Genomic DNA, 26,101 nt, shown 5'->3' on the forward strand with positions numbered 1-26,101 from the left:
CCGGTGCAGGATCAGCTAGGCAGATCGCGCAAGGCGTTCAATTAACGAATTGTAACGGGGTGAAACATTGGGGGCGGGATATCGCGCAACCCAAGGTGGCGGCGCTGCATGATATTGAAATTCAACGGAAAAGGACCGCCAGGGGCGGCCCTTCAGGTCAGCAATCGTGACAGATTCGTGAACGGCTCAGTTCGCCTGGCGGCGCAGGAATGCCGGGATCTCGACATTGTCCTGGCCGTGATCGGGGTTGGCCAGATCGTCGAAATCTGCGTCCTGCTGGCGGGCGCGGACGGCCACGCGCTCGCTGACGCGCTCGGCGATGGTGCCGGCGCCCGGCCGGGCGGCAGGGGCGGCGCCGCCATCGGCGCCGTGCCCGGCCATCCGCTCGAGCATCCGGCCAAGGCCGGCCATCCGGCCCTGATTGCGGCTGGCCTCGGACTGGACGGGGTCCTGCGGGCGCGCGGGCGCCGCGGCTGCCTGGCGCGGTTCGCCGTGGTTCTCGACAGCGCGGCGCAGGCGCTCCATCACCTCGGGGGCGGGCTGGCCGCGGCCTGCGGCCGGCGCGCGGGGCGCCACGAAGGCCGAGGCGTCATCCTCGACCCGCGCCGCCGCGGGGCGAGCGGCCTCGCGTGCGGGCTGATAGGCCGGGCGCGGCATTTCGGCGTCGAATTGCGGCTCGGCTGCGGGTTGTGCGGCGGGGCGTGCGTCGGCGGCGGGCGCGGGCATCCGGCGCGGCGGCACGGCAAGGTCGTCCTGCTGCGCGGCGGCGGGGTCGTCCTTCTGCGTGGCCGAGGGGTTCTGGGTCAGCGGCGCGGCCATGCTGCGGCGGGGTGCCGGCACCTCGGCGATCGCCGCCGATGCGTCGATCCCTGTGGCCACGACCGAGACGCGGATCGAGCCCTCCATGTCCGGATCCAGAGTCGAGCCGACGATGATGTTGGCGTCGCTGTCCACCTTGTCGCGGATCACATTCGCGGCCTCGTCCAGTTCGAACAGCGTCATGTCGTAGCCGCCGGTGATGTTGATCAGCACGCCCTTGGCGCCGTTCAGGCTGATCTCGTCCAGCAGCGGGTTGGCGATGGCGCGTTCGGCGGCTTCCTGGGCGCGATTGTCGCCCGCTGCCTCGCCGGTGCCCATCATCGCCTTCCCCATCTCGTCCATGACGGCACGGACATCGGCGAAGTCGAGGTTGATCAGGCCCGGGCGCACCATCAGGTCGGTCACCCCCTTCACGCCCTGATACAGCACGTCATCGGCCATCGCGAAGGCTTCGGTGAAGGTGGTCTTCTCGTTGGCCAGCCGGAACAGGTTCTGGTTCGGGATGATGATCAGCGTGTCCACGACCTTCTGCAGGGCCTCGACGCCCTCCTCGGCCTGGCGCATCCGCTTGCTGCCCTCGAACTGGAAGGGCTTCGTCACGACACCGACGGTCAGGATGCCCATCTCGCGGGCGGCCTGGGCGATGATCGGGGCGGCGCCGGTGCCGGTGCCGCCGCCCATGCCGGCGGTGATGAAGCACATATGCGCGCCCATCAGGTGATCGACGATGTCCTCGATGGTCTCCTCGGCGGCCTTGGCGCCGATCGAGGGCTTGGCGCCCGCGCCCAGCCCTTCGGTCACCTTCGGGCCCATCTGGACGCGACTGGTCGCGCGCGAGCCGGCCAGCGCCTGCGCGTCGGTATTGGCGACCACGAACTCGACCCCGTCGAGCTGCTTCTCGATCATGTTGTTGACCGCGTTGCCCCCTGCGCCGCCCACACCGAACACGGTGATCCGGGGCTTCAGTTCGTCTTCGTCGTTCATCATCAGATTGAGGTTCATGGTTTCCGCCTGTTTTCTTCGCTGTTCTCGCCGGGCCTGTGCCCGCTCGAATCCCCGGTATTGGTTACAATCGTAGCGTTTGGCAGCGCACACGTCACCCGAAAAACCGTAAGCAACCGCAAAATGTGGCGTTCGGGACTTTTGCCATAGGCGGTATCTTGCCCAGAACGCAGGATGTGGTGGGCGCGGCAGGACGCGCCCATACCGCAAGTCGTTGCAATCACCAGTTGTTTCGGAACCAGCGATAGGCGCGCCGCAGGCTGCGGGCGGGATAGGCCTCGGCAGGCATCTCGAAATCCCACCACTCGTCCTGCGGATGCGCGGCGAACAGCGCCAGGCCCACCGCGCTGGAAAAGCCGGGTCCGGTCATGTGATGCGCCAGCCCGTCGATTCGCAGCGGACGGGCGCAGCGGATGTTCGGGCCCAGGATGCGCGCGGCCAGCCCGTCGAGGCCGGGGATCTCGCTGCCGCCGCCGGTCAGCACGATCTGCTGGCTGGGCATGTAGTCGAATCCCGAGGCGTCCAGCACCTGCCGCGCATTTTCCAGGATCTCCTCGACGCGGGGACGCATCACGCCGATGATGTCGGCGCGGCTGACGGTGCGCCGGTCGGCCTCCCAGTCGCCGGTCTCGACGCCGACCTCGATCATCTCGCGGTCGTCCCGGCCGGTCGCCTCGACCCCGCCATTCAGCGTCTTCAGCCGTTCGGCGGCCTGCAGAGGCACCCGCAGACCCTGCGCGATATCCTGCGTCACGAGATCTCCACCAATTCGAACAAAATCCGAGAAGATCATGTGTTTCTTGATGAAAATAGACACGCTCGTGCCGCCGCCGCCAAGGTCTATGCAGGCCGCGCCCAGTTCCTGCTCGTCCTCGACAAGGCTTGCCCGGGCCGAGGCATAGGCCGCCGAGGCGATCCCCGCCAGCTCGAGGTCGCAGCGGCGGATGCATTGGGCAAGGTTGCCCAGCACGTCGCCATCGACCGTCAGCACATGCATGTCGCAGGTCAGCCGGTTGCCGACATGGTCGCGCGGATCGGCCAGTCCCGAGCGGTTGTCGACCGCGAAATTCACCGGCTGGGCATGCAGCACCTCGCGGCCGCGGCCGAAATCGGGCACCTCACAGGCGGCCAGCACCGAGGCGACGTCATGTTCGCCCACCTTGCCAGATTGCAGCACGACCTCTCCGGCGAGGCCGTAGGACGAGGGGCGCCCGCCCGCCAGGCAGGCGATGACGTGATCGACGCGCACCCCCGCATGTTTCTGGGCCGAGGCGACGACGGTGCGGATGGCGCGTTCGGTTTCGGCCATCGTCTCGATCTCGCCGTGGCGCACGCCGCGGGATTTTGTCGTGGCGGATCCGATCACCCGGAAATTCGCCTGCCCCGCCATCGGGCCAACGCCGTCGGTCTCGCGGAAGGTGCCGGTGCCGTCGAATTTCAGCACGAGGCAGGCGATCTTCGAGGTGCCGATGTCGAGAATTCCGATCACCCCGCGTTGCAGGGCGGCGCGCCGGATGTTCCGCATCGCCCGCTGCGTCTGGTAAAGTTCCGCCATCGTCTCAGCCCCCCGCCTTGTCGTCTTCAATGATGGTTCCGTCCGGTGCCAGCAGCGGCAGGCCGCGCGCCGCCCGGATGGTATTGCGCGCATCGACCCCCAGCCGCACCACCGGCCGCGAGGGCTTGCGCAGGTCGACCAGTGTCAGGTCACGCCCCAGCATGTCCTGCGCCCGGTCCAGCGCGATCGCCGCCTCGAGCGCGGTCACCGCCCCGGATTCGGGCAGCAGGATGCGCTGGCCGTGATCCAGCACCAGATCCCACCGCCGTTCGCCGCGCCGCACCAGCCCGCGCAGGCGCGGCAGGATCGGCCCGGCCGCGTCCAGCAGGTCCAGCGCCTCGGCGGTCGCCAGATCGGCGCCCTCGCCCGCGATCAGCGGCAGGTCGGCGCGCACCTCGCGCGAGGTGACGCTGGCCACCCGGTTGCCCGTCGCGTCGAGGATCTCGATCCCCCGCGCATGGCGCCACAGCAGGGCCGGCTGACGCTCGACCACCGTGGCCGCCAGGATGCCGCCCGGCTTGATGCGCAGGTCGATGCTTTCGATCGCGTCCAGCTGCATCACCTGCAGGCGCAGCGCAGTCAGGTCGATGTCGAAGCTGGAGGCCGGAAGATCCACCGGCAGCATCGCCCGCAGCGCCTTGTCGACCACCGGCGACGCGCCCTCGACCGTCATCATCCGCACCTGGAATTCGTCGCGGCTTTGCACCCTGTCGACGATCCCGGTGACACCCTCGGTCAGCCGCGCGCGGCGCTCCTCGTCCGCCAGCCACAGTCCGGCCGTCATGGCGATCAGGAAGGCGGGTATCCCGACCCGCACCGCCCGCCGATAGAGCGGCGTCAGCCAGATCCGGTCCAGCCGGTATTTCAGGCGCGAGGGCGCCGGATCGCGGCGCAGGCGTGCAGGCTCGGCGGGGCCCTTCTGCGGGCGATGGTCGATCACGACCGACATAGCGCATCCTCGATCATCCAGCGTACCAGGGCGGGAAAGTCGATGCCCGCATGGGCAGCCTGTTCGGGAGCCAGCGAGGTCGGCGTCATGCCCGGCTGGGTGTTGATCTCCAGCAGGATCAGCCCGTCAAGCCCGCGCGCCTCGTCCCACCGGAAATCGGTGCGCGACAACCCCCGGCAGCCCAACGCCTCATGGGCCCGCCGCGCGTAATCCAGACAGGCCGCGGTGATCGCGGCGGGGACCTGCGCGGGGATGACGTGGCGCGACCCGCCAGGCGTGTATTTCGCGTCGTAATCATACCAGCCCTCGGTGATGATCTCGGTCACGCCAAGGGGGCGGTCGCCCAGCACCGCGGTGGTCAGTTCGCGGCCCGGCGCATAGGTTTCGACCATCACCCGGGCAGGCATCGCCTCGGACAGCTGCGGCGGGCCGTTGGCGGCCTCGTGGACGATGTAGACACCGACCGAGGACCCCTCGTCATTGGGCTTGACGACATAGGGCGGCGGCAGGACATGCCGGCGCCGCACCTCGTCGGCAGACGCCATGACGCTGTCGACGACCGGCAGACCGGCATCGCGAAGGACCTGCTTGGCCAGGGTCTTGTCCATCGCCACGGCCGAGGCCAGCACGCCCGAATGGGTGTAGGGCAGGCCCAGCCATTCCAGCAGGCCCTGGACGCAGCCATCCTCGCCCCAGCGTCCGTGCAGCGCGTTGAACACGACATCGGGCCGCGCCGCGGACAGCCGCGACACGATCTCGCCGCCCCGGCCTGCGCCAAGCGCGATTTCGATGACCTCATAGCCCGCCACCCGCAGCGCCGACGCGCATTCGCGCCCCGATGACAGCGACACCTCGCGCTCGGCCGAGGGTCCGCCCATCAGAACTGCCACGGTGTGGGCTGTCCTGCTCGACCTGCCCGCCACGTTTTCGCCTTTCGCGCCCGGTTGTTCCGGGCTTGCCTTGTCATCGCGCGGCCGGGTTGGTCCCGATCCTGCGCCGATGCAGGCACAATACCCGCAAACCCTTCATCGCAAAAGACCAATCTTGCGCGGCGGCGCAGTTTCCCGGGCTAGTCGGCCGGGCCGCGTCCGGGCCGCGGATCGCCGATGCGGATCACCTCCCATTGCAGGTCGTGGCCGCTGTCCTCGCGCACCCGGCGGCGCACCAGCTCGCCCAGAGCCTCAAGTTCGGCGGCGGTCGCGCCGCCGGTGTTGACCAGGAAATTCGGATGTTTTTCAGACATTTGCGCCCCGCCCCAGCTGTGCCCGCGCAGGCCCGCCCGGTCGATCAGCGACCATGCCTTCAGCTCGTGCGTATCATCGTCGCGGCCGGTGCTGGAAAAGCCGGCAGGGTTGCGGAAGGTCGAGCCGGCGCTGCGGTCGCGGGTCGGCTGGGTCTCGTCGCGCCGGGCCAGTTGCCGGGCCATCCGGTCATGCAGCGCCTCGGGATCGCCGGGCGGGGCACGAAACTCCGCCCCGGTGATGATCGCGCCTTCGGGGATGCAGGCATGGCGGTAGGAAAAGGCCAGGTCTTGCGGCGTCAGGGTGATCGCGCGGCCCTCGCGGGTGATTGCGCGGGCGCGCAGCAGGTGGTCGGCCACATAGCTGCCATAGCAGCCCGCATTCATCCGCACCGCGCCGCCGATGCTGCCCGGAATGGTGCGCAGGAAGGTCAGGTCCAGCCCGGCATCAGCGGCCCGGCGGGCCAGCTGCGCGTCCAGCACGGCCGCCCCGGCGGTCACGGTTTCACCAGCGATGTCAATGGCGTTGAAGCCGCGCCCGAGACGGATCACGACCCCCCGGATGCCGCCGTCCCGCACGATCAGGTTGCTGCCGACGCCCATCGCGAAGACCGGCACGGCCGGGTCCAGCGCGGCGAGGAAATCGGCGAGGTCCTGCGGGTCGGCGGGCTGGAACAGCCAGTCGGCGGGGCCTCCGACGCGCAGCCAGGTGAGGCTGTCGAGAGGCCGGTTCGGGGTCAGCGTGCCGCGGGGGGTGGGAAGATCGAAGGTCATCCGATGCTGGTAGCCAGCCCCGCGCAACGCGTCAACGGGGAGGCGCAACGGCGGGCGCAACGGGGCGGGCGTTGCGGGATGCCGCAGCCCGCGCCGGCCCGGCCGCAGGGCCGGCACAGACAGGGTTCCGGCCGGCACCGGGCCTGCACCGGCATGACACCGGGCGTGCACAGGCTGTACACCGCTTGCGCACCCGCCGTTAGGAGATCGTTAACCAAGGCCGGGCGTGGCGGGGCGTTGTGCGCCGGGGGCCCGGTGCCGCCCCGGCCGATCCTGCCCCGCGGCTGTCCGGCGCAGGTCCGCGCGGGACAGGGGCTCAGCGCGGGTCGGCGGGGCCGGGTCCCGGATCCGGTCCGGGGTCCGGTGCGGCCTCGGCCTGTTCGGCGGACCAGGCGCCCGCAGCCTCGATGGCGACCGGCGAGGCCGAGGGGAGGACGCCCAGATAGCTTTCGGTCTGCTCGACCGGGATCGGCGGGCGCTGTGTCATGCGGTAGAGCGCATAGCCCGCCAGCAGCGCGAAGGTGGCGCCGAGCGCGGGCCAGAAGGCGAAGGGACCCGCCCCCTGCATCGCCCAGCCGGTCACCATCGGCCCCGCGATCGCGCCGAGGCCGAAGGTGAAGACCAGCCCGCCCGAGGCGGCCGGCATGTCCTCGGCCGACAGCGAGTCATTGGTATAGGCCAGCAGCAGGGCGTAAAGCGGCGTCGTGACGCCCCCGGCGAGGAAAGCCGCGGCCATCAGCGGCCACAGCCCGCCATCCGCCAGCGCGCCCCCCGACATGTCGGCCCCGGGCATCCAGGCCCCGGACATCCATCCCAGCGCGCAGGAGGCCGCGCCAAGGGCGGCCGCGCCGAGGACCAGGCTGCGCCGGTCCATCCGGTCGGACAGCCAGCCGACCGGGTATTGCAGCACCAGCGCCCCCGCGAACAGCATCGCCACGAACAGCGAGATCTGCGCCGCGCTCATCCCCACCTGCCCGCCGAACACCGCGCCCATGCCCGATTGCGTGGCATAGGCGCTGCCCAGCAGGAAGATGCCGATGGTGCCCAGCGGAGAGGCCGCGAACAGCCGGTGCAGCGACATCGGCCGCGCCATGTCCACGGCCGGCACCGGGGTGATCGACAGCAGGATCGGCGCGAAGGAGACCGAAACCAGGATCGAGGCGCCGATGAACAGCACCGGCGTGGCCGCGTCGCCCAGCGTCAGCAGCCCCTGCGCGCCGATGATGCCAAGCGTCTGCGCGATCATGTAGGCCGACAGCACCTTCCCGCGCGTCTCGTTGGTCGCGGCGGCGTTCAGCCAGCTTTCGGCGGCGACATAGACGCCCGACATGCAGAACCCGACCAGCAGCCGCAGCACCGTCCAGGCCCAGGGCTCGGTCAGCAGCGGAAAGGCGATCAGCCCCGCCGACATCAGGCTGCCCAGCGCCGCGAAGACCCGGACATGGCCGACGCGGCGGATCATCCGCGGGGTGATGCGCGCCCCCGACAGGAAGCCCGCGAAATAGCCCGAGGTCACGACGGCCAGTTCCACCGAGGAAAACCCCTCGATGCCGCCGCGCAGCCCGATCAGGGTGAAATGCATGCCGTTGCCCAGCATGATCAGCACGATGCCCAGCAGCAGCGCCCAGATCCCCGACAGAACGCCGATCATTGCGGTCCTCCTTGCTGACGGCCGTGCCCGGCGCCGCCGCCCTGCCAGCCTAGGTCAGCGGGCGCGGCGCGCAAAGGCCCGTGGACGCCGGATGGCGGCCCGTTTGCGACACGCTGCGGGGGGGCTACAGCAGCAGGCCGGAGACCACGGCGGCCAGCGCGACCAGCAGGCCCAGCACCACCGCCGCGCCGGGCAGGTCGCGGCGGATCGGCGCGATGCCGCGCGCGGCGGCCAGCGCGAGGCCCGCGGCGATGCCCGCCAGCGCCGGGACGGTGGTGAACATCTGGGCGCGCAGGGCCGCGAGGTCGTGATAGGCGCCATTGCCGCGCGCGGCCAGGAACAGCTGGGTTGCGATGGCGGCCAGCAGCAGTGACAGGACCGCCACCGGCCAGCGCAGGCGCAGCGCCGCCGACAGGAAGGCGATCAGCCCGGCGCCCAGCGCCGCGGCGGCCGCGATGAGCCAGGGCTGCACCGCGCGCCGCCTAGTCCAGCGGCGGCAGGCCGGGGTTGCGCGGCTGGCGGCGGGGCGGCCAGAACAGCACCGCAAGCCCCATCGCGAAGCCCGCCACGCCCGCGACCGGCCCCCAGTTCAGCGTCAGCCAGCCCAGCACCGGGACCCCGGTCGCCACCAGCGCCCAGAAGGCGCGCGGGCGGTGGACCGCGCGCAGCATCGGCAGCAGGCAGGCCAGCGCCAGCCAGCCACCCGCAACGGCAAGGGTGATGAGCAGCGCGGGGCTCACGCGGCCTTGCCCTGCAGGCGGGCGGGCAGCGCATTGGCCCAGGCCGAGATGGTGCCCGCGCCGAGGCACACCACCATGTCGCCGGGCCGGGCCTGTTCGCGCACCAGCCGTTCGAGGTCGTCCTCGCTGAGGATGGCGCGGGCGTGGCGGTGGCCATGGGCGATCAGCCCGGCCACCAGATCGTCGCGCGAGGCGCCGGGGATCGGGTCCTCGCCGGCCGAATAGACCTCGGCGATGGCGACCACGTCGGCCTCGTTGAAGCAGGTGCAGAAATCCTCGAACAGGCTGGACAGCCGCGAATAGCGGTGCGGCTGGTGCACCGCGATCACCCGGCCGCTGCCGGCCTGCCGGGCGGCGCGCAGCACGGCCGCGATCTCGACCGGGTGGTGGCCGTAATCGTCGATGATGGTGACGCCGTTCACCTCGCCCACGCGGGTAAAGCGGCGGCCCACCCCGCCGAACTTGGCCAGCGCGTCGCGGATCTCGGATTTCTTCAGGCCCAGATGGCGGGCGACGGCGACGGCGGCCAGCGCGTTCGAGACGTTGTGATCGCCGGGCATCGGCAGGGTGCAGCCCTCGATCATCTCGACATCGCCGGTCTCGGTCGGGCCCTCGCCCTGCAACGCGATGTCGAAATGCGCGATGCCCTTGTCGTAGCGCAGGTTCATGGCGCGGACATCGGCCTGGGCGTTGAAGCCGAAGGTGACGGTGCGCCGCTCGGTCAGCTTGCCCACCAGCGCCTGCACCTCGGGGTGGTCGGTGCAGCAGACGGCGAGGCCGTAGAAGGGGATCGAGGAGGCGAAGTTCAGGAAGCCCTGGCGCAGCGCGTCGAAACTGCCCCAGTGTTCCATGTGCTCGGGGTCGATATTGGTGATGATGGCGATGTCGCAGGGCAGGCGGTTGAAGCTGCCGTCGGATTCATCGGCCTCGACCACCATCCATTCGCCCGCGCCGGCCCGGGCGTTGCTGCCATAGGCGTGGATGACGCCGCCATTGATGACGGTCGGGTCCAGATTGCCGGCGTCCAGCAGCGTGGCGACCATGGTGGTGGTGGTCGTCTTGCCATGCGTGCCGGCGATGGCGATGTTGGATTTCATCCGCATCAGTTCCGCCAGCATCTCGGCCCGGCGCACCACCGGCAGGCCGCGGCGGCGCGCCTCGGCCAGTTCGGGGTTGCCCTGCTTGATCGCGGTCGAGATCACCACGACGCCGGCCGCGCCGATGTTCTCGGCCCGCTGGCCCTCGAAGACGGTGGCGCCCAGGCTTTCCAGCCGGTCGGTGATCTTCGAGCGTTTCAGATCGCTGCCCTGCACCTGGTAGCCCAGCGTCAGCAGCACCTCGGCGATGCCCGACATGCCGATGCCGCCGATGCCGGTGAAATGGATCGGGCCAAGCTCGTGGGGCAGTTTGGTTGCGGCGTTCATCGCGCAATCTCCGTGACAAGATCATAGAGGCGCCGCGCCGCATCGGGCCGGCCCAGGGACAACGCGGCTGCGGCCATGGCCGTGGCGTGCGCGGGGGTGGTGAGGATCGCGCGGATGTCGCGCGTCAGGACGGCCGCGTCAAGCGCCGATTCGGGATGGACCAGCGCGGCGCCCGCCTCGGCAAGGGCCCGCGCATTGGCGGTCTGGTGATCGCCGGTCGCGGCGGCATAGGGAATCAGGATCGCCGGCCGGCCGATCACGGTGATGTCGGCGATGGACGAGGCGCCCGAGCGGCTGATGACCAGCTGCGCCCGGTCCAGCCGTTCGGGAACATCGGCGAAGAAGGGCTGCACCTCGGCGGTGATGCCGGACGTGCGATAGGCGTCGGTGACGCGCGCGCCATCCTCGTCGCGGGCCTGGTGGCTGACCCGCAGCCGGGCCCGCAGGTCCGGCGGCAGCGCCGCCAGCGCGGCAGGGACGAGGTCCGACAGCACCCGCGCGCCCTGGCTGCCGCCGATCACCAGAAGGTGCAGCAGCCCCTGCCCCGGCGGCGCATAGGGCGCGGCGGCGCGGGCCAGCACCGCGGCGCGGACCGGGTTGCCGGTATGGATGCCCGCCACGCCGCCGGGCAGCGATGTGGGCCAGGTGCCGCAGGCCACGCGGTCGACGCGGCGGGCGAAGATCCGGTTCACCCGGCCCATCACGCCGTTCTGTTCGTGGATCATCCGCGGCAGCCCGCCCACCAGCGCCGCCGACAGCGCCGGGATGGTCGGATAGCCGCCGAAGCCGATCACGACCGCCGGCCGGTCGCGGCGAAAGCCCGCCCGCGCAGCCAGAACGCCCGCCGCGATCTTCAGCGGCGCGGCCAGCTTGCCCGCGATGCCGCCCCGCGCGGTGGTGGCGGCCGGCACGATGCTGCGCTGCACCGCCTGCGGAAAGCCGCCGGCATAGCGCGCGCCGCGGTCATCGGTGGACAGCGTGACCCGCCAGCCCTGCGCCAGCAGCTGCTCGGCCAGGGCCTGCGCGGGAAACATGTGGCCGCCGGTCCCGCCGGCCGCGATCAGGGCAAGGGGTTGCGCCATCGCCTAGCGGCCCCGCCGCAGGATCTCGGCCATCTCGTTCTGCGGGCGCGTGCGGGTCAGCGCCAGCAGCATCCCCAGCGCGATCCCCGAGGCGATCACCGACGAGCCGCCATAGCTGACGAAAGGCAGCGTCATGCCCTTGGCCGGCAGCAGACGCACCGCCACGCCCATGTTGATCAGCGCCTGCACGCCGAAGGCGCAGGCCAGCCCGGCCCCGGCGATGCGCGTGAAGGGATCGCGTTCCTTCAGCAGCCGCAGCAGCGAGCGCACCACCACGGTGCAGTAGAGCGCGATGATCGCCAGCACCATGACGAGGCCGTATTCCTCGGCCGCGACGGCGATGATGAAATCGGTATGGGCATCGGGCAGCGACCATTTCACCGTCCCCTCGCCCACGCCGACGCCGAAATAGCGCCCCTCCATGATCGCATTGGTGGCATAGCCGAGCTGCGTGGTGGGATCGACCTCGGGATTGAGGAAGCCGTTGATGCGGCGGGCGAAATGGTCCGAGGCGCCATAGGCGAAGACGCCGCCCGCCACGGCCATGCCGGCCACGCCCATCAGCAGGATCATCGGCGCCCCGGCGGTGAAATACATCACCAGCCACGAGAACAGCACCAGCGAGGCCTGCCCGAAATCGGGCTGGAGCGCCAGAAGCATCACCACCGACACCGCGGTCGCGAAGGAATAGGCCCGGCCCGGCGGCCCGCCGACCGCCTGCGCGGCGGCCAGGAACCAGGCGCAGAGCGCGACGAAGCCGGGCTTGAGGAACTCGGAGGGTTGCACCGACACGAAGCCGAGGCTGAGCCAGCGGGTCGCGCCCTTGCCGAAATCGGTGCCGATCACCGGCAGCGCCAGGATCAGCGCGAAGGAAACGACGAAGCCCAGCACCCCGATCCTTCGGATCTGCCGGGGCGGCAGCATCGAGATGACCAGCATCACCGCGATGGCGAGGCTGCCGAAGATTGCCTGCCGCTGCACATAGTAGAAGCGGGGCAGGTGGTTCTTTTCGGCCAGCGGCACCGAGGCCGCCAACCCCAGCAGCAGACCCATCGCAAACAGTCCCAGCACCGCGGCCAGCGACCATTTGTCCAGCGTCCGCCACCAGCGTGGAAGAATGGGATCGCCCGCCCGAACGGGCGTGGCGCCAAAGACCATCTCGGTCATGGAAATACCGCCGTCACTGCCTCTGCTCTGTCCGGTTTTCCCGGATCTGGAGGCGAGGATAGCCCGAAAAACCTCGTCGCGCTACTGTCGAAATGCCCCGATCAGCGCGGATCGTGCATTTTGGCCCTCAACCATGACGATAGCGTGATGGCGCCAGATCAACCAAGGCTGGCCAGCGCCGGAAAGGTCTCGAGCAGCCAGAAGGCAAAGGTCGAGAAGGCGCCGGTCAGCAGCATCACCCCGACCACGACCAGCAGCACACCCATCGCACGCTCGATCTTCCTGAGGTGCGGCTTGATGCGGTTCATCAGCCCGATGGCACGGTTCACGAAGATCGCCGCCAGCAGGAACGGGATGCCGAGGCCCATCGCGTAGACCGCCAGCAGGCCGGTGCCGCGCGACAGCTCGCCCCCGGTGGCGGCCAGCGACAGGATCATGCCCAGCTGCGGGCCGATGCAGGGGGTCCAGCCGAAGGCGAAGGCAAGGCCCAGAACATAGGCACCCAGCGCGCCGCCGCCCTGCTGGCCGGCCTCGAGCCGCGCCTCCTGATCGAGGATCGGGATTCGGAACACATGCAGGAAATGCAGGCCCATCACGATCACCATCACGCCCGCCAGCTTGGACAGCAGGTCCTGCCATTGCAGGAAGGCACGTCCGAAGGCCGAGGCCGCGAAGCCCATCACGAGGAACACCGTGGACAGCCCCAGCACGAAGAACAGCGCCGGCAGCACCGCGCTGCGTTCCCCGGCCCTGAGCCCGTTCACCCCGACGCCGGTCATGTAGGCCAGGTAGGGCGGCACGATGGGCAGCACGCAGGGCGACAGGAAGGACAGGAAACCCGCCAGCAGCGCCACGAAGGCGGCAGGCAGGAAGGCGGCGGTGGCAAGCTCGATTCCCAGCATGGCGCGACTTTAGCGCCTGCGCGCCCGAGGGCCAGCGGTCAATCCGTCACGCTTGCGTCATGCGAACGGGGCGCGGCCTGCGCCGCGCCCCGTGGAGTCTGCGATCCGTGGCGGATCAGCGACCGAGCGACCACCAGCCGCGACGCTTCGGCCGGGTGTCGCTGTCGGCCTCGGCCAGCTGCGGCTCGCGCTGCGCCGCCTCCGTGGCGTCGTCGGAGGCGGTCTGGTCGTCTGCCGTCTGCCGGTCCGCCGTCTGCTCGCGTGCCGTCTGCTCGTGTGCAGGCTGATCGGGTGCAGCCTCATCGGGCGCAGTCTGACCGGAGGCAGTCTGATCGGAGGCAGTCTGATCGGGCGTCGCGGGTTCTTCCGGCGCGGCCTTCGCAGCGTCGTCGGCCAGCGACAGGGTCGCGCTGTCGGCAGGGTCGGACCCGGCTGCGGCCTCAGCGGCCGCAGCTTCAGGGGCTGCGGCCTCGGCGGCAGCGGCTTCCGGGGCGGGGTCGGCTGCGGGCGCGGCGGCGTTCACGCCGGGCAGCGCCTCGGCGCGGGTTTCCGACGCATCGTCGCGCAGGTCCACGACCTCGGGCAGGCTGGCCGCGTCGCCGCGCTCGGCCCGGGCGCCGCCGCGGCGGCGCGAACGCGACCGGCGCGGGCCGGCCTCGCGGGCGGCGTCATCGGCGGCAAGGGCGGGCGCCTCCGCCGAGGCGGCGGCATCGGCCACGGCATCGGCAGTGGCTGCGGCGTCGTCCCCGGCGGCCTCGCCCTCCTGATCGGCAACCGCCTGATCGGCAGCCGCGCGGTCCTCGCCGCTCTGGTCCTCGCCCGTCTGCCCGTCGCCCGTCTGTCCGTCGCCGGCCTGATCGTCGCTGCGATCGCCGGGCTTGCGGCGGCGACGACGGCGGCGGCGGCGCGAGCGGCCGCCCTCATCCTCGTCCTCGCCAGCCTCTGTCCGGGCCTCGGTCCGGGCCTCTGCCTCGGCGCGCGGCGCCTCGGCCGGCGCCGCCGCGATGTCCTCCCCGTCCTCGGGCTCGTCCTCAACGAAATCATCCTCGTCGTCGATCTGCGCCATCAGCTGCGCATCGACCGAGAGCGCCGCATGGGTGGCGTCGGGCACGGTGCGGGTCGCGGTCTTGAACTTCTCGATCGCGAAATCGGGCGAGATCAGCGACGGGTCGGCCTCGACGCGCACCGACATGCCGTAGCGCAGCTCGATCCCCGCGACATGTTCGCGCTTGGCGTTGATGAGGAAGTTCGCGACCGCGACCGGGGCGCGCACCAGAACCTCGCGCGACCGCTTGCGGGTGCCCTCTTCCTCGATGGCGCGCAGGATCGTCAGCGCCAGGCTGTCATCGCTGCGGATCAGGCCGGTGCCGTGGCAATGCGCGCAGGGCTGCGTGGTCGATTCCAGCATGCCGGGGCGCAGCCGCTGGCGCGACATCTCCATCAGGCCGAAGCCCGAGATGCGGCCGATCTGGATGCGCGCGCGATCCGATTTCAGCTTGTCCTTCATCCGCTTCTCGACGGCGGCGTTGTTCTTGCGCTCGTCCATGTCGATGAAGTCGATGACGATCAGCCCGGCCAGGTCGCGCAGGCGCAGCTGGCGCGCCACCTCTTCGGCGGCTTCCAGGTTGGTCTTCAGCGCAGTTTCCTCGATCGAGCCTTCCTTGGTGGCCCGGCCCGAGTTCACGTCGATGGCCACCAGCGCCTCGGTCACGCCGATGACGATGTAGCCACCCGATTTCAGCTGAACGACCGGGTTGAACATGGCCGAGAGATAGCTTTCGACCTGGAAGCGCGCGAACAGCGGCATCTGGTCGCCGTAATGCTTCACGTTCTTGGCGTGGGACGGCATGATCATCTTCATGAAGTCCTTGGCGGTGCGATAGCCGCGCTCGCCCTCGACCAGGACCTCGTCGATCTCCTTGCTGTAGAGATCGCGGATGGTGCGCTTGATCAGGTCGCCTTCCTCGTAGATCGCGGCGGGCGCGACCGATTTGAAGGTCAGGTCGCGGATCTGTTCCCACAGCCGCAGCAGGTATTCGTAATCGCGCTTGATCTCGGTGCGGGTGCGCTGGCTGCCGGCGGTGCGGATGATCAGCCCCGCGCCCTTTGGCACGTCCAGTTCACCGGCGATGTCCTTCAGCTTCTTGCGGTCGGCGATATTGGTGATCTTGCGGCTGATGCCGCCGCCGCGCGCGGTGTTGGGCATCAGCACGCAATAGCGGCCGGCCAGCGACAGGTAGGTGGTCAGCGCGGCACCCTTGTTGCCGCGTTCCTCCTTGACGACCTGCACCAGCATGATCTGGCGGACCTTCACGACCTCCTGGATCTTGTAGCGGCGGGCACGCGGCTTGCGCGGCGCGCGGATTTCCTCGGCCACGTCCTCCTCGGCCACCGATTCGATGGTCTCGTCGCGGTCGGAGGCCTCGGCCGGGGCATCGCCCTGCCCTTCGGCCCCGCCCTGCCCTTCGGCCTCGGCCGGGTCGGCGCTGGCGGTCTCGTCGCCCGGCGCGGCGGCTTCGGCCGCGGCCTTGCGGCGCGGCTTGCGGCCACGGGCGTTTTCCTCGGCCTCCTGCTCTTCGGCATAGGCGCGTTCCTCGGCCATCAGCGCCTCGCGGTCGGCGGCCGGGATCTGGTAGTAGTCGGGATGGATTTCCGCGAAGGCCAGGAAGCCGTGGCGGTTTCCGCCGTAATCCACGAAGGCCGCCTGCAGCGAGGGTTCGACCCGCGTGACCTTGGCCAGATAGATGTTTCCGGCCAGTTGCCGCTTGTTTACCGTCTCGAAATCAAATTCTTCGACCTTGGTTCCGTCCACCACGACCACCCGAGTTTCCTCGGTGTGGGTGGCGTCGATCAGCATTTTCTTTGCCATTTTGATGTCTTTCGCGCAGCCCTGCGCCCGGCGGCGCCAAAGGCGACGCGCGAGAGGGGATGCTGGATGATGGGGACACGGCTGCGGCGCTGGAAACGGCGATCCGGCCGGCGCGGCCTGTGGCCTGCCCTCCGCGATCCTGTCCGTCCGTTGCGCGCGTCATCGCGTCTGTTCCTTGTGAAGGCCCGAAGGCCGCGAGGCCGGCCGGGCCGCTGTCCGATATCGCCCCGGTCACCGGCAAGGCCGTATCCTGGGGCGGGTTTTCCGCGCGCCACATCGCCTGCCTGTCGGGCGTGGGACCAGAGGTGTCGCGCTGCGAAACTGTCGGCGTCCCGCAACCCGAAGTTGAGGGCGCGTGACGCATAACCGCAACATAGAGGTGAAGGCAGGGAAATTTCAATGCCCAAAACGGGCGGCGGCCCCGATAGGCGCCGCGCGGCCGCGCCCGGGAAGGGCCGCGGCAGGCCGCGCCGGGCGCCGGGCGGCGCGCCCGGATGCCGGCCCGAACCGCGCAACACCCTGCGGAAAACGCGGCCCCGCCGCGCAACGGATTGTGTCCCCTGGCTGCGACCGGCGCGCCGTTCCTGCCCGCAAGCCCATGACGCGAACAATTTTTCGGATTGTGCGCCGGAATACGGAACCGACCTTCACGCAGGCTTAACACTTCTTTCACGCGCATGTCGCACCATCGTCCTATCAAACGCCCGACAGTGGCTGCTCAGGAGATCCGGAATGCCGGTCGTCAAGGTCAATGCCCATCACGTTCCGCCGCGGCGGCTGTGGCAGACCGCCGAGACGCTGCCCGAAGGCGCACCCATCATCGTGATGATTCACGGTTATCGCTATTCGCCATCGGAGCCTGCCCATGACCCGCATCGCCACATCCTGTCGCTTGATCCCGATCACCGCGCCCGTCGATCCACCTCCTGGCCGCGCGCCCTGGGCTTTGGCACCGGCCAGCCCGAAGAGGGGCTTGCCCTGGCCTATGGCTGGGAGGCGCGCGGCAGCCTGGGCGGCGCCTATCGCCGTGCGGGCGAGGCAGGCGAGACGCTGGCGGGGATCGTATCCCGGCTGGCGGATCAGACCGGGCGTCCGGTCGCCCTCATCGGGCACTCGCTGGGGGCAAGGGTTGCGCTGCAGGCGCTACGCGCAGCCGGGGCCGGCGCCGTCTCGCGGGTGATCCTGCTGACCGGGGCCGAGTTCCGCGATGCCGCGGCCGAGGCGATGGCCTCGCCCGCCGGCAGCAGCGCCGAGATCCTCAACATCACCTCGCGCGAGAACGACCTGTTCGACTTCGCGCTGGAGCAATGGCTGTCGCTGGGTCGCCGGCAGGCGCTGGGCTTCGGCCTCGACGATCCGGCGCGCAACTGGCTGGACGTGCAGATCGACCAGGGCGAGACGCTGGCCGCGCTGGAGGCGCTGGGCTTTCCGACCGAAAGGCGGCCGCTGCGGCTGTCGCACTGGACGCCCTATCTGCGGCGCGGGCTGTTCGATTTCTATCGCACCGCGCTGTGCCAGCCCTGGGCCCTGCCGCTGGGGATGCTGCATGCCCGCCTGCCCGGCCGGATCGAGCCGCGCTGGTCACGCCTGCTGGCCGGCCCCGCCACCCTTGGCGCGCTGCGCACCTGACAGCCGCCCCGCGACCAGCCGCCAGCCGCGGCAGGCCAGCCGCGACAGTTCCAGCCAGCTTCGATAGGGCAGCACCGTCAGATAGCGCCAGCGCGACAGCTTGTAGTCAAGCCGCGTGGACTGGATCTGGGTCGGATGGTCAGAGAGCTGGCTGGCCGGCAGCGGCGCGACGAAGCAGGCGCGCAGCCCGGCCAGGTATTCGAGGTCGAAGGCGATGTCGAAGGCCAGCCGCATCGGCATCAGCTCGCGAACGAACCAGCGCGCGGCGCGGCGGTCGATCACATAGGCGCCCGCCCCCTTCTCGCGCGTCAGCGCCACCGCCAGCGCCCTTCCCCCGCCCAGATCGCGGACCGGATACTTGCGGCCGCGATTGACGGTGGTCAGCCGCAGGATGTTCCACAGGTCGCGCTGTCCGGCCGCGCGGTCCAGCACTTCGCGGAAATCCGGCTCGAAGGACACGTCGTCCTCGAGGATCAGCGCCAGGTCGGCATCGCCCTCCAGCAGGGCGCGGGCGCAGGCGATGTGGCTGAGATAGCAGCCGATCTCGGCGGGCGAGGTGCGCCGGCCGTGCAGCAGCCGGTAGCTGCGTTCCGAGAATTCGGGGATCGGGTAGGCCAGCGCGCGGCCATCGACGCCCTCGATGCGGCGGAACGGCAGGCCGGCGCGGTCCAGCTTGTGGCGCATCGCGGCCAGCCGTTCGGTGGCGCCGTCCATGTTGATGAGGAACACCGCCAGCCGCAGGGCGCTGCCGGGAAGGGTCAGCACCCCGTCCCCGGGATCACCTGCCCGCGTCATCGCCCGGTCCGTCGATCCCGTGCGCACGGTAAAGCCCGGCATTCGCCAGCAGGAACAGGAACAGGATCAGCGGCAGGCCGAAGGTCTTGAAATAGACCCAGGTGGTTTCCGACATGGTCCGCCAGACCACCTCGTTGGCCAGCGCCAGCCCCAAAAACATCAGCGTCATCCGCAGCGTCAGCTTGCGCCAGCCCTCGGCATCCATCGGCAGCGCCTCGGACAGCACCGCCTGCAGCCAGTTGCGCCGCGCCAGCAGGCTGTAGCCCAGGATCGCGGCGAACAGCAGGTAGATCATCGTCGGCTTCATCTTGAAGAAGCGCGGATCGTTCAGCCAGACCGACAGCCCGCCGAACAGCACCACCAGCACCAGCGTCGCCACCTGCATCGGCGCCAGCCTGCCGGTGAGCCGCCACTGGATCAGCGTGGCCACCGCCAGCGCCGGGATGAAGGCCAGCGTGGCCAGCACGAAGGCGCCGTAATCCTGCCCCCACAGGCTGACCGTCTCGCCGCGCTTGAGAATGAAGACCAGGAAGAACAGCAGCACCGGACCCAGTTCCAGCGCCGGCTTGACCCAGGGATTGCCGTTCTTCATCGCATCGTCCTTTCGCCAGCGCCCTCAGGCGCCGAATTCGACCACCAGCGCACCCGCCGCGATCAGCGCCATCAGCCCGGCGCGCAGCGGTCCCACCTTTTCGCCCAGGACGACCCAGCCCACAAGGGCCGCAAAGACGGTCGAGGTCTCGCGCAGCACCGCCGCGCGGCCGACCTCGTCGATGCGGGTGGCCAGCATGATCGCGCCGAAGCTGGCAAAGGCCACCAGCGCGCCGAACACGCCCCGGATCGCCAGCGGCGCGATCTCGGGCCCGCGCAGCCGCAGCAGCCTGCGCAGGGTCCACAGCGGCATGAACACCGAATCCAGCAGGAAGAACCAGGCCAGGAAGGTGAAGGGATCGGCCGCCTGCCGGATGCCCCAGGCGTCGTAGGTGGTATACAGCGCCACCATCGCCCCGGTCACCAGCGCCCAGGCCAGCGCCGGGCCAAGGGTGTCGCGCCCGACCGTCAGTCGGCGCAAATTGTAGGCGGCCAGCCCGAAGATGCCGCCGACCAGCAGCAGCAGGCCCAGCCATTGCACGATGTTGAACCGCTCGCCGAAGACCAGGCCGGCGGCGATCACCGCAAACAGCGGCCCGCTGCCGCGCACCACCGGATAGACGACGGTATAGGCACCGCGCTGATAGGTCAGCGCCTGCGCGACCTTGTAGAAGACGTGGATCACCACCGCGCCCGCCAGCACCGGCCACAGATGCGCGGCGGGCCAGGGCACCACGAACAGCGCCAGCGGCAGCGCCATCACCCCGTAGCTGAGGTCGATCGCCGCGCGGCTCAGCCAGGGATCGTGCCGGCCCTTCTGCAGCGCGCCGAACAGCGCATGCAGGAACGCCGCCATGATCGCGAGGATCGAGGCCACCCGCGCGCCCTCGGGCGTGCCCGCAATCTGGATGATCCATGCGCTCATGTGCGCTTGGTGCCGCCAAATTGCAGCATGTGCAAGGGCCGCGTGACCTGCGCCGCGCGGCGGCGTCAGTCCAGCGGGATCGCGGCGAGGATCGGCCCGGGCAGGTGGTCGCGCGCCGACAGGTCGCGCTGCACGATCAGCACATGGCGGGTATCGGCGGGAAACCGGGCGCCGGAGGCGTCGTCGGGACGCACGGTCATGCGCAGCGGCTGCTTGCCCTCCCACTGCGCCAGCCGCTCGACCGCCAGCACCACATTGGCATAGCTGATGCTGCGGCCGCGATTCTCGCCCCCCGTCACCTCGACGCGGCGTTCGGGCGCATAGCGGATCATCAGGATGTCCACCTGCCCGCCCAGGTCGGACAGCGGCTGCAACTCGATCCGCTCGCCATCGGCGATGCTGTCGCGCTGCACGCTGACCATCGCCGGAGCCAGCCGGCTGCTGTCGATCAGCGCCATCAGCTGCGCCGGGCCGGGCGCCACGGCGGTATCGGTGCCGTCCACGATCAGCTGCGGCGTATACAGCCCGCGTTCGCCCGCAGCGCGGGCATAGCGTTCCTGCCGCTGCGAGAATTCGGGCCGCGCAAAGCTGTCGCGCCAGCCCAGATAATCCCAGTAATCGACATGGAAGGACAGCGGCAGCACCCCCGGCTCGTCGGTCAGGCGGGCCAGCATGGCATCGACCGGCGGACAGGACGAACAGCCCTGCGACGTGAAGAGTTCGACCACCACGGGCAGCGTCTCGGGCGCGAAGTTTTCCAGCGGCGGCAGCGCGGCGTCGGTGGCGGCAAAGCTGTTGAAGCCCGCCCCGCCGGTCGACTCGAGAAAACCGTTGCCGGGGGCCATGCGGCCGGGCGCGTCGGGTGCGGCGATCACCGGCGCGTCGGCGGCCGGCTGCTGCTGCGGCGCGGAGACCGCGGCGCCGCCGGTCCCCTGCGCCATGGCCGCGCCGCCCGCCGCCGCCAGCGCAACCGCCAGGCCGATGCCCGAGATCCGCAGCCAGCCGCGCCCGATGTGCCAGATCCGCAGGGGTGCAGGTCGTGCAGTCATGTGAAAGTCCAGAATTCCTGTGCCGGGACCCTGCATAGACCCGACCGGGCCGGGCCGACAAATCAAGGCTTCGTCACCGATCCCGCCGATCGCGCAGAGTGTCTCTTGCGTCACAGGCCCGACAATGGTATGCCATTGCATACAATACCGCGTGACACTCTTGCGCTGCCCTGCAGCATCGGGCAAAGCAGGAGGATCGCATGCCCGACCCATCCATTTCGCAGACAGGGAGGCCTTGATGCCCATCCAGACCGGAACCGATACCGCCAAGACCCGGCGCAGCCTGACCGCTGGCGGTCAGGAGGTCGCCTATTACTCGATCGCCGCCGCAACCGAGGCCGGGCTTGGCGACTTCTCGAAGCTGCCGGCCGCGCTGAAGGTCGTGCTGGAGAACATGCTGCGCTTCGAGGATGGCGGCCGCACGGTCAGCGTGGACGACATCCGGGCCTTCGCGGAATGGGCCGAGAAGGGCGGCAACAACCCGCGCGAGATCGCCTATCGCCCGGCGCGCGTGCTGATGCAGGACTTCACCGGCGTCCCGGCGGTGGTGGACCTTGCGGCGATGCGCGACGGCATCAAGGCGCTGGGCGGCGACGCGCAGAAGATCAACCCGCTGAACCCGGTCGATCTGGTCATCGACCATTCGGTGATGATCGACGAATTCGGCACCCCCCGCGCCTTCCAGCGCAATGTCGAGCTGGAATACGAGCGCAACATGGAGCGTTACACCTTCCTGAAATGGGGCCAGAAGGCGTTCAACAATTTCCGCGTGGTGCCGCCCGGCACCGGCATCTGCCACCAGGTGAACCTGGAATATCTGGCCCAGACCGTCTGGACCGACACCGACCAGGACGGCAGGACCGTCGCCTATCCCGACACGCTGGTGGGCACCGACAGCCACACCACCATGGTCAACGGCCTCGCCGTGCTGGGCTGGGGCGTGGGCGGCATCGAGGCCGAGGCCGCGATGCTGGGCCAGCCGATCTCGATGCTGATCCCCGAGGTGGTCGGCTTCAAGATCACCGGCGCGCTGACCGAGGGCGTGACCGCCACCGACCTGGTGCTGAAGGTCGTGCAGATGCTGCGCAAGCACGGCGTCGTCGGCAAGTTCGTCGAATTCTACGGCGAGGGGCTTGACCACATGCCGCTGGCCGACCGCGCGACCATCGCCAACATGGCGCCCGAATACGGCGCCACCTGCGGCTTCTTCCCGATCGACGACGAGACGCTGCGCTATCTGCGCCAGACCGGCCGCGACGAGGATCGCATCGCCCTGGTCGAGGCCTATGCGAAGGAAAACGGCTTCTGGCGCACCGCCGATTACGCGCCGGTCTATTCCTCGACGCTGGAACTGGATCAGGGCAGCGTCGTGCCCGCCATCTCGGGCCCCAAGCGCCCGCAGGACCATGTCGCGCTGACCGAGGCCGCGGCCGCCTTCGGCGACTACATCAAGGGCCTGCGCAAGGCGCCCTCGGCCCCGGTCGAGGAGAAGGCCGAGATGACCGAGGAGGGCGGATCGCCCAGCCCCGAGGCCGACGAGATCCCCGGCGGCAGCCACGGCCACCTCAACAGCGGCGCCGTCGAGGGCGAGGACTACACCCTGCGCGACGGCTCGGTGGTGATCGCCTCGATCACCTCCTGCACCAACACCTCGAACCCCTATGTGCTGATGGCCGCCGGGCTGGTGGCCCGCAAGGCCCGCGCGCTTGGCCTGACCCGCAAGCCCTGGGTCAAGACCTCGCTGGCGCCCGGCAGCCAGGTGGTCGAGGAATACCTCAAGGCCGCCAACCTGCAGGATGATCTGGACGCGCTGGGCTTCAACCTGGTCGGCTTTGGCTGCACCACCTGCATCGGCAACTCCGGGCCGCTGCAGCCCGAGATCTCGAAATCGATCAGCGACAACGATCTGGTCGCCGTGTCGGTGCTGTCGGGCAACCGCAACTTCGAAGGGCGCATCAGCCCCGACGTGCGCGCCAACTACCTGGCCTCGCCGCCGCTGGTGGTGGCCTATGCCATCGCGGGCGACATGAACATCGACGTGACCCGCGATGCGCTGGCCGAGACGCCGGACGGCAAGCCGGTCTACCTGAAGGACATCTGGCCGACCTCGAAAGAGGTCGCCGACCTGGTCGACACCATCGTCACCCGCGAGATGTTCCAGTCGAAATACGCCGATGTCTTCAAGGGCGACGAACGCTGGCAGGGCGTCGAGATCACCGACAGCGAAACCTATGACTGGCCGGCCGCCTCGACCTACATCCAGAACCCGCCCTATTTCCAGGGCATGTCGCAGGAGCCGGGCACGATCCAAGACATCAAGGGCGCCCGCGTGCTGGCGCTGCTGGGCGACATGATCACCACCGACCACATCAGCCCGGCCGGATCGTTCAAGCCGACCACGCCCGCCGGCCAGTATCTGACCGAACGGCAGGTCGCGCCGCGCGATTTCAACAGCTATGGCTCGCGCCGCGGCAACCACGAGATCATGATGCGCGGCACCTTCGCCAATATCCGCATCAGGAACGAGATGCTGGAAGGCGTCGAGGGCGGCTATTCCAGGGACGCCGAGGGCAAAGAGGCGGCGATCTATGACGCGGCCATGTCCTATGTCGATCAGGGCGTGCCGCTGGTGGTCATCGGCGGCATCGAATACGGCGCCGGCTCGTCGCGCGACTGGGCGGCCAAGGGCACCAACCTGCTGGGCGTCAAGGCGGTCATCGCCGAAAGCTTCGAGCGCATCCACCGCTCGAACCTCGTCGGCATGGGCGTGATTCCGTTCGAGTTCACCGACGGCGCGAACCGCAAGTCGCTGAAGCTGACCGGCGACGAGACCATCACCATCGAGGGGCTGGAGGGCGAGTTCAAGCCGCTGTCGCTGGTGCCCTGCACCATCCGCTATGCCGACGGCACGGAAAGGACGATCCAGCTGAAGGCCCGCGTCGATACCGAGGTCGAGATCGACTACCTGAAGAATGGCGGCGTGCTGCATTACGTGCTGCGCAACCTCGCGGCGGCCTGACCGGCGCTGCGGTTCCCGAGAACGACAAGGGCCCCCGGCGCGATGCCGGGGGCCTTTTTCGCCGCGCATCGCGCAGGCGCGACCTAGCCACCGATGGCGATGCCCTCGCGCCGCGGATCGGCGCCGCCCGACAGCCCCTCGGGGGTGATCGCGATGCCCTGGATACCCGAGACCAGTTCGGTCTGGTTGACCTCGAAGCCCAGATCCTTCAGCGGCTGGACCAGCGCATCGGCGGCGGTCCCGGCCTCGACATCCATCGTGCCGAAGCGGTTCACGATATTGGGCAGCGCCACCGCCTGCTGCACATCCATGCCCCAGTCCAGATGCGCGATGATCGACTTGGCGACATAGCCGATGATCCGGCTGCCGCCCGGCGAGCCGATGACCAGCACCGGCTTGCCGTCCTTGCGCACGATGGTCGGCGCCATCGAGGACCGCGGCCGCTTGCCCGGTTCCAGCCGGTTGGCGATGGGATAGCCGGCGTCGTCATGGGTCTCGAAGCTGAAATCGGTCAGTTCGTTGTTCAGCAGGAAACCATGCGCCATCACCCGCGAGCCGAAGCCGTTCTCGATGGTGGTGGTCAGCGACAGCGCGTTGCCATCGGCATCGACGATCGAGACATGCGAGGTCGAGGGCAGTTCCAGCGCGCTGTCCTGGCCCCAGTTCAGCGCGTGGCTCCAGCCGGGCGATCCGGCGCTGACCTCGGGCAGGGCGTCGTCGCCCGCCAGCAGCGCGCCGCGTTCGGCCAGGTAGTCGGTCGCGACCAGCCCCTCGGTCGGCATCGGCACGAAGTCGCTGTCGGCCATGTAGCGGCCGCGATCGGCAAAGGCCAGCCGCGAGGCGTCGCCGATCAGCCGCCAGCTTTCGGGATTTTCGGCCCCGAGCGCGGCGAGGTCATAGCCGCCCAGCATGCCGAGGATCTGCCCCACGCTCAGCGCGCCCGACGAGGGCGGGCCCATGCCGCAGACCTCGTGATCGCGGTAGTCGACGCAGACCGGCGGACGTTCCACCACGCGATAGCGGGCCAGGTCATCAAGGCCGAGAAGCCCGGGATTGCCCTCGGCGCCGCGCACCGCCTCGACGATGCCCTGCGCGATCTCGCCGGTATAGAAGGCGCGGCTGCCCTGTGCGGCAAGCCGGCGCAGCACATCGGCATAGGCCGGGTTCTTCAGCGTCGCGCCCTGCGCGACGGCCGTGCCGCCGGGAAAGAAATAGTCGGCCGTGGCGGGATCGCGTTGCAGCGCCTCGCCTTCCGCGGCGACCAGTTCGGCCAGCCGCGGCGAGACCGGAAAGCCGTCATCGGCCAGCCGGATGCCATCCTCGAACAGGCTGCGCCAGTTGCCCTTGCCCCAGCGGCGGTGCGCCTCTTCCAGCAGCGCCGGCGTGCCGGGCGTGCCGACCGACAGCCCGCCCACAACGGCCTCCATGAACTCCAGAGGCTCGCCCGCGTCGTTCTGGAACAGCGTCGGCCGGGCGGCTGCGGGGGCGGTCTCGCGCGCATCCAGCGTGGTGATCTCGCCGGTCGCGGCGTCGTGCCACACGAGGAAGGCGCCACCGCCAAGGCCCGAGCTTTGCGGCTCGACCAGCCCCAGCACGACCTGCACGGCAACCATCGCATCGGCCGCGCTGCCGCCCCGTTCCAGCACCTTCGCCCCCGCCTCGACCGCCAGCGGATGCGCGGCCGTCACCATCCAGTCCGTGGCGGTGACGGGCCTGCCCTGCTGCTTGGCCTCCAGCGCGGCCATCGCCGCCTCGCCCAGGCCCGCAAAGGCATCGGCCGCGGCCTGCTCGCTGGCGCCTTCCGGCGCGACCGCGTCGGCGGCCTGCTGCGCGGCGGCGGGCGCGGCACAGGCAACGCCCATCAGCAGCGCCGATGCAAGATTGATCCGTGTCATGGCTGACCTCCCTCAAGTCGGTTG

General features: G+C 69.8%; 20 protein-coding genes. 2 read left to right on the forward strand and 18 right to left on the reverse strand.

Annotation, left to right across the window (positions count from 1 at the left end):
• Positions 1-186: 186 nt before the first annotated feature.
• From ftsZ to Q5Y72_RS00380, 13 genes are all read right to left on the reverse strand, one after another.
• Positions 187-1,821, reverse strand: coding sequence for a cell division protein FtsZ (gene ftsZ / locus Q5Y72_RS00320; RefSeq protein WP_305961478.1), 1,635 nt, complete (start codon positions 1,819-1,821; stop codon positions 187-189).
• A gap of 220 nt (positions 1,822-2,041) precedes the next feature.
• Positions 2,042-3,376 carry a cell division protein FtsA gene (gene ftsA, locus Q5Y72_RS00325; RefSeq protein WP_305961479.1) on the reverse strand — a complete coding sequence of 445 codons (1,335 nt, stop codon included), beginning with the start codon at positions 3,374-3,376 and terminating at the stop codon, positions 2,042-2,044.
• Between the two features lie 4 nt (positions 3,377-3,380).
• Entirely contained in the window at positions 3,381-4,325 is a 945-nt protein-coding gene (locus Q5Y72_RS00330) for a cell division protein FtsQ/DivIB (protein WP_305961480.1), read from the reverse strand.
• Positions 4,313-5,203 (reverse strand): D-alanine--D-alanine ligase, encoded by an 891-nt coding sequence (locus Q5Y72_RS00335; protein WP_305961737.1) that lies wholly within the window; start codon positions 5,201-5,203, stop codon positions 4,313-4,315. The genes Q5Y72_RS00330 and Q5Y72_RS00335 overlap by 13 nt, the downstream gene beginning before the upstream one ends.
• A 191-nt stretch (positions 5,204-5,394) precedes the next feature.
• Positions 5,395-6,339, reverse strand: a complete 945-nt coding sequence (gene murB / locus Q5Y72_RS00340; RefSeq protein WP_305961481.1) for a UDP-N-acetylmuramate dehydrogenase — start codon at positions 6,337-6,339, stop codon at positions 5,395-5,397.
• A gap of 316 nt (positions 6,340-6,655) precedes the next feature.
• Positions 6,656-7,990 (reverse strand): MFS transporter, encoded by a 1,335-nt coding sequence (locus tag Q5Y72_RS00345; RefSeq protein ID WP_305961482.1) that lies wholly within the window; start codon positions 7,988-7,990, stop codon positions 6,656-6,658.
• A 124-nt stretch (positions 7,991-8,114) separates the two neighbouring features.
• Positions 8,115-8,462, reverse strand: a complete 348-nt coding sequence (locus Q5Y72_RS00350) for a hypothetical protein (RefSeq protein WP_305961483.1) — start codon at positions 8,460-8,462, stop codon at positions 8,115-8,117.
• A gap of 10 nt (positions 8,463-8,472) precedes the next feature.
• Positions 8,473-8,730 (reverse strand): DUF2484 family protein, encoded by a 258-nt coding sequence (locus Q5Y72_RS00355; protein ID WP_305961484.1) that lies wholly within the window; start codon positions 8,728-8,730, stop codon positions 8,473-8,475.
• On the reverse strand, positions 8,727-10,154 hold the full coding sequence (murC, locus tag Q5Y72_RS00360; RefSeq protein ID WP_305961485.1) for a UDP-N-acetylmuramate--L-alanine ligase: 1,428 nt from the start codon (positions 10,152-10,154) through the stop codon (positions 8,727-8,729). The genes Q5Y72_RS00355 and murC overlap by 4 nt, the downstream gene beginning before the upstream one ends.
• Positions 10,151-11,236: a UDP-N-acetylglucosamine--N-acetylmuramyl-(pentapeptide) pyrophosphoryl-undecaprenol N-acetylglucosamine transferase gene (locus Q5Y72_RS00365; protein WP_305961486.1), complete on the reverse strand. Its 1,086-nt coding sequence runs from the start codon at positions 11,234-11,236 to the stop codon at positions 10,151-10,153. Before Q5Y72_RS00365 ends, murC begins: the two co-directional genes overlap by 4 nt.
• Positions 11,237-11,239: 3 nt before the next feature.
• Positions 11,240-12,403 carry a putative lipid II flippase FtsW gene (ftsW, locus tag Q5Y72_RS00370; RefSeq protein ID WP_305961487.1) on the reverse strand — a complete coding sequence of 388 codons (1,164 nt, stop codon included), beginning with the start codon at positions 12,401-12,403 and terminating at the stop codon, positions 11,240-11,242.
• Positions 12,404-12,561: 158 nt separating this feature from the next.
• A complete protein-coding gene (locus Q5Y72_RS00375; protein ID WP_305961488.1) occupies positions 12,562-13,305 on the reverse strand; it encodes a cytochrome c biogenesis CcdA family protein in 744 nt (247 codons plus the stop codon).
• A 115-nt stretch (positions 13,306-13,420) separates the two neighbouring features.
• Positions 13,421-16,174 carry an Rne/Rng family ribonuclease gene (locus Q5Y72_RS00380; protein ID WP_305961489.1) on the reverse strand — a complete coding sequence of 918 codons (2,754 nt, stop codon included), beginning with the start codon at positions 16,172-16,174 and terminating at the stop codon, positions 13,421-13,423.
• Between the two features lie 732 nt (positions 16,175-16,906).
• Between Q5Y72_RS00380 and Q5Y72_RS00385 the strand changes: the two genes are divergently transcribed.
• A complete protein-coding gene (locus Q5Y72_RS00385; RefSeq protein ID WP_305961490.1) occupies positions 16,907-17,803 on the forward strand; it encodes a DUF726 domain-containing protein in 897 nt (298 codons plus the stop codon).
• On the opposite strand, the gene Q5Y72_RS00390 is transcribed toward Q5Y72_RS00385, so the two are convergent.
• From Q5Y72_RS00390 to Q5Y72_RS00405, 4 genes are all read right to left on the reverse strand, one after another.
• Positions 17,756-18,598, reverse strand: a complete 843-nt coding sequence (locus tag Q5Y72_RS00390) for a glycosyltransferase family 25 protein (protein ID WP_305961491.1) — start codon at positions 18,596-18,598, stop codon at positions 17,756-17,758. The genes Q5Y72_RS00385 and Q5Y72_RS00390 overlap by 48 nt on opposite strands.
• A complete protein-coding gene (locus tag Q5Y72_RS00395) occupies positions 18,582-19,190 on the reverse strand; it encodes an inner membrane-spanning protein YciB (RefSeq protein WP_305961492.1) in 609 nt (202 codons plus the stop codon). The genes Q5Y72_RS00390 and Q5Y72_RS00395 overlap by 17 nt, the downstream gene beginning before the upstream one ends.
• Positions 19,191-19,214: 24 nt before the next feature.
• Positions 19,215-20,114, reverse strand: a complete 900-nt coding sequence (locus Q5Y72_RS00400; protein WP_305961493.1) for an EamA family transporter — start codon at positions 20,112-20,114, stop codon at positions 19,215-19,217.
• Between the two features lie 65 nt (positions 20,115-20,179).
• Positions 20,180-21,163: a DUF1223 domain-containing protein gene (locus Q5Y72_RS00405; RefSeq protein ID WP_305961494.1), complete on the reverse strand. Its 984-nt coding sequence runs from the start codon at positions 21,161-21,163 to the stop codon at positions 20,180-20,182.
• Between the two features lie 238 nt (positions 21,164-21,401).
• Here Q5Y72_RS00405 and acnA point away from each other — a divergent pair, with 238 nt between their 5' ends.
• Positions 21,402-24,182 (forward strand): aconitate hydratase AcnA, encoded by a 2,781-nt coding sequence (acnA, locus tag Q5Y72_RS00410; RefSeq protein ID WP_305961495.1) that lies wholly within the window; start codon positions 21,402-21,404, stop codon positions 24,180-24,182.
• 83 nt (positions 24,183-24,265) lie between these two features.
• On the opposite strand, the gene ggt is transcribed toward acnA, so the two are convergent.
• The gene (gene ggt, locus Q5Y72_RS00415) at positions 24,266-26,077 is read right to left on the reverse strand and encodes a gamma-glutamyltransferase (protein ID WP_305961496.1); all 1,812 of its coding nucleotides are present in this window, start codon (positions 26,075-26,077) and stop codon (positions 24,266-24,268) included.
• Between the last annotated feature and the right edge of the window lie 24 nt (positions 26,078-26,101).

This window comes from Paracoccus spongiarum, from assembly GCF_030732095.1.
Taxonomy (GTDB): Bacteria; Pseudomonadota; Alphaproteobacteria; order Rhodobacterales; family Rhodobacteraceae; genus Paracoccus; species Paracoccus spongiarum.

Excerpts from the sequence above, each read along its gene's own strand:
- ftsZ (WP_305961478.1), bottom strand. The coding sequence starts at position 1,821 with ATGAACCTCAATCTGATGATGAACGACGAAGACGAACTGAAGCCCCGG.
- ftsA (WP_305961479.1), bottom strand. The coding sequence starts at position 3,376 with ATGGCGGAACTTTACCAGACGCAGCGGGCGATGCGGAACATCCGGCGC.
- Q5Y72_RS00330 (WP_305961480.1), bottom strand. The coding sequence starts at position 4,325 with ATGTCGGTCGTGATCGACCATCGCCCGCAGAAGGGCCCCGCCGAGCCT.
- Q5Y72_RS00335 (WP_305961737.1), bottom strand. The coding sequence starts at position 5,203 with ATGGGCGGACCCTCGGCCGAGCGCGAGGTGTCGCTGTCATCGGGGCGC.
- murB (WP_305961481.1), bottom strand. The coding sequence starts at position 6,339 with ATGACCTTCGATCTTCCCACCCCCCGCGGCACGCTGACCCCGAACCGG.
- Q5Y72_RS00345 (WP_305961482.1), bottom strand. The coding sequence starts at position 7,990 with ATGATCGGCGTTCTGTCGGGGATCTGGGCGCTGCTGCTGGGCATCGTG.
- murC (WP_305961485.1), bottom strand. The coding sequence starts at position 10,154 with ATGAACGCCGCAACCAAACTGCCCCACGAGCTTGGCCCGATCCATTTC.
- Q5Y72_RS00365 (WP_305961486.1), bottom strand. The coding sequence starts at position 11,236 with ATGGCGCAACCCCTTGCCCTGATCGCGGCCGGCGGGACCGGCGGCCAC.
- ftsW (WP_305961487.1), bottom strand. The coding sequence starts at position 12,403 with ATGACCGAGATGGTCTTTGGCGCCACGCCCGTTCGGGCGGGCGATCCC.
- Q5Y72_RS00375 (WP_305961488.1), bottom strand. The coding sequence starts at position 13,305 with ATGCTGGGAATCGAGCTTGCCACCGCCGCCTTCCTGCCTGCCGCCTTC.
- Q5Y72_RS00380 (WP_305961489.1), bottom strand. The coding sequence starts at position 16,174 with ATGGCAAAGAAAATGCTGATCGACGCCACCCACACCGAGGAAACTCGG.
- Q5Y72_RS00385 (WP_305961490.1), top strand. The coding sequence starts at position 16,907 with ATGCCGGTCGTCAAGGTCAATGCCCATCACGTTCCGCCGCGGCGGCTG.
- Q5Y72_RS00390 (WP_305961491.1), bottom strand. The coding sequence starts at position 18,598 with ATGACGCGGGCAGGTGATCCCGGGGACGGGGTGCTGACCCTTCCCGGC.
- Q5Y72_RS00395 (WP_305961492.1), bottom strand. The coding sequence starts at position 19,190 with ATGAAGAACGGCAATCCCTGGGTCAAGCCGGCGCTGGAACTGGGTCCG.
- Q5Y72_RS00400 (WP_305961493.1), bottom strand. The coding sequence starts at position 20,114 with ATGAGCGCATGGATCATCCAGATTGCGGGCACGCCCGAGGGCGCGCGG.
- Q5Y72_RS00405 (WP_305961494.1), bottom strand. The coding sequence starts at position 21,163 with ATGACTGCACGACCTGCACCCCTGCGGATCTGGCACATCGGGCGCGGC.
- acnA (WP_305961495.1), top strand. The coding sequence starts at position 21,402 with ATGCCCATCCAGACCGGAACCGATACCGCCAAGACCCGGCGCAGCCTG.
- ggt (WP_305961496.1), bottom strand. The coding sequence starts at position 26,077 with ATGACACGGATCAATCTTGCATCGGCGCTGCTGATGGGCGTTGCCTGT.